Annotated in this window: 1 rRNA gene; it reads left to right on the plus strand. The window is 50.0% G+C overall.

Features of this window, described 5'->3' with window-relative positions:
• Positions 1–4 precede the first annotated feature (4 nt).
• Positions 5–2,912, plus strand: a 23S ribosomal RNA gene (locus tag NNC19_RS23255).
• Positions 2,913–2,915 lie beyond the last annotated feature (3 nt).

Raw genomic sequence — 2,915 nt, forward strand, 5'->3', positions numbered from 1 at the left:
GATAGGTCAAGCTACAAAGGGCGCATGGTGAATGCCTTGGCATCAGGAGCCGATGAAGGACGTGATAAGCTGCGATAAGCTTCGGGTAGGCGCACATAGCCAGAGATCCGAAGATTTCCGAATGAGGAAACTCACATGGGAAACCCCATGTATCATATAGTGAATAAATAGCTATATGAAGGTAAACCCAGGGAACTGAAACATCTAAGTACCTGGAGGAAGAGAAAGAAAAATCGATTTTCTTAGTAGCGGCGAGCGAAAAGGAAAGAGCCCAAACCAAAGATTTATCTTTGGGGTTGCGGACAGAACATAACGAGAAATTATGATTAATTGAAGACAACTGGAAAGTTGAGCCATAGAGTGTAATAGCCACGTAAGTGAAAATTATAATGATCAAGTTCTGATCCAGAGTACCACGAGACACGTGAAACCTTGTGGGAAGCAGGGAGGACCACCTCCCAAGGCTAAATACTACCTGATGACCGATAGTGAAGCAGTACCGTGAGGGAAAGGTGAAAAGAACCCCGGGAGGGGAGTGAAATAGAACCTGAAACCGTGTGCCTACAACCGATCAAAGCCCCTTATGAGGGTGATGATGTGCTTTTTGTAGAACGAGCCAACGAGTTACGGTATGTAGCAAGGTTAAGTACTTAAGGTACGGAGCCGAAGGGAAACCAAGTCTTAATAGGGCGACTAGTTGCATGCCGTAGACCCGAAACCGGGTGACCTATCCATGGCCAGGTTGAAGCGGGGGTAAAACCCCGTGGAGGACCGAACCACGTTGGTGTTGAAAAACCATGGGATGAGCTGTGGATAGCGGAGAAATTCCAATCGAACTCGGAGATAGCTGGTTCTCCTCGAAATAGCTTTAGGGCTAGCGTCGAATGTGAGTAGTGGAGGTAGAGCACTGAATGGGCTAGGGGGCATAGCGCTTACCGAACCTTATCAAACTCCGAATGCCACATACTATAAGTTCGGCAGTCAGACTACGAAAGATAAGTTCCGTGGTCAAAAGGGAAACAGCCCAGATCGTCAGCTAAGGTCCCAAAGTGTAAGTTAAGTGGAAAAGGATGTGGGATTTCTAAGACAACTAGGATGTTGGCTTAGAAGCAGCCACTCATTTAAAGAGTGCGTAATAGCTCACTAGTCGAGAGATCCTGCGCCGAAGATGTCCGGGGCTCAAACTTACCACCGAAGCTACGGGTTCACGCATTTGCGTGAGCGGTAGAGGAGCGTCGTAATCGGGTTGAAGTCGTACCGTAAGGAGCGGTGGACTGATTACGAGTGAGAATGTTGGCATTAGTAGCGAGATGTGGGTGAGAATCCCACAGGCCGAAAACCTAAGGTTTCCTCAGGAAGGTTCGTCCTCTGAGGGTTAGTCGGGACCTAAGCCGAGGCCGAAAGGCGTAGGTGATGGACAATCGGTTGATATTCCGATACCACTATTATCGTTATTATCGATGGTGTGACGGAGAAGGATAGGATGTGCTAACTATTGGATGTTAGTCTAAGCGTTTAGGGAGTTAGAATAGGCAAATCCGTTCTAACAATTCTGAGGCGTGATGGGGAAGGTTCTACGGAACCGAAGTATCTGATTCCATGCTTCCAAGAAAAGCATCTAGAGAGAGAAGTAGTGCCCGTACCGCAAACCGACACAGGTAGGTGAGGAGAGAATCCTAAGGCCGGCGGAAGAATCACAGTTAAGGAACTAGGCAAATTGACCCCGTAACTTCGGGAGAAGGGGTGCCTGTCGAATGGCAGGCCGCAGAGAATAGGCCCAAGCAACTGTTTAGCAAAAACACAGGTCTCTGCTAAAGCGAAAGCTGATGTATAGGGGCTGACGCCTGCCCGGTGCTGGAAGGTTAAGGGGAACACTTAGCGCAAGCGAAGGTGTGAACTTAAGCCCCAGTAAACGGCGGCCGTAACTATAACGGTCCTAAGGTAGCGAAATTCCTTGTCAGGTAAGTTCTGACCCGCACGAATGGCGTAATGACTTGGGCACTGTCTCAACTGTGAATCCGGCGAAGTTGTAGTGCGAGTGAAGATGCTCGCTACCCGCGATTGGACGGAAAGACCCCGTAGAGCTTTACTGTAGCTTAGCATTGAATTTCGGTATTGTCTGTACAGGATAGGTGGGAGACTGAGAAACCAGAGCGTCAGCTTTGGTGGAGTCGACCTTGGGATACCACCCTGATAGTACTGAGGTTCTAACTGGATGCCATGAAACTGGTGACAGGACATTGTTAGGTGGGCAGTTTGACTGGGGCGGTCGCCTCCTAAAAAGTAACGGAGGCGCCCAAAGGTTCCCTCAGAACGGTCGGAAATCGTTCGTAGAGTGCAAAGGCAGAAGGGAGCCTGACTGCGAGACCAACAAGTCGAGCAGGGACGAAAGTCGGGCTTAGTGATCCGGTGGTACCTCGTGGGAGGGCCATCGCTCAACGGATAAAAGCTACCTCGGGGATAACAGGCTGATCTCCCCCAAGAGTCCACATCGACGGGGAGGTTTGGCACCTCGATGTCGGCTCGTCGCATCCTGGGGCTGAAGTAGGTCCCAAGGGTTGGGCTGTTCGCCCATTAAAGCGGCACGCGAGCTGGGTTCAGAACGTCGTGAGACAGTTCGGTCCCTATCCGTCGCGGGCGCAGGAAATTTGAGAGGAGCTGTCCTTAGTACGAGAGGACCGGGATGGACTGACCTCTGGTGTACCAGTTGTTCTGCCAAGAGCATAGCTGGGTAGCTAAGTCGGGAAGGGATAAACGCTGAAAGCATCTAAGCGTGAAGCCCACCTCAAGATGAGATTTCCCATAGCGTAAGCTAGTAAGACCCCTTGAAGAACACAAGGTTGATAGGTCAGAGGTGTAAGTATGGTAACATATTTAGCTGACTGATACTAATAGGTCGAGGGCTTGACCAATAA

The sequence above is a fragment of the Clostridium sp. SHJSY1 genome (assembly GCF_031626875.1).
GTDB lineage: Bacteria > Bacillota > Clostridia > Clostridiales > Clostridiaceae > Clostridium.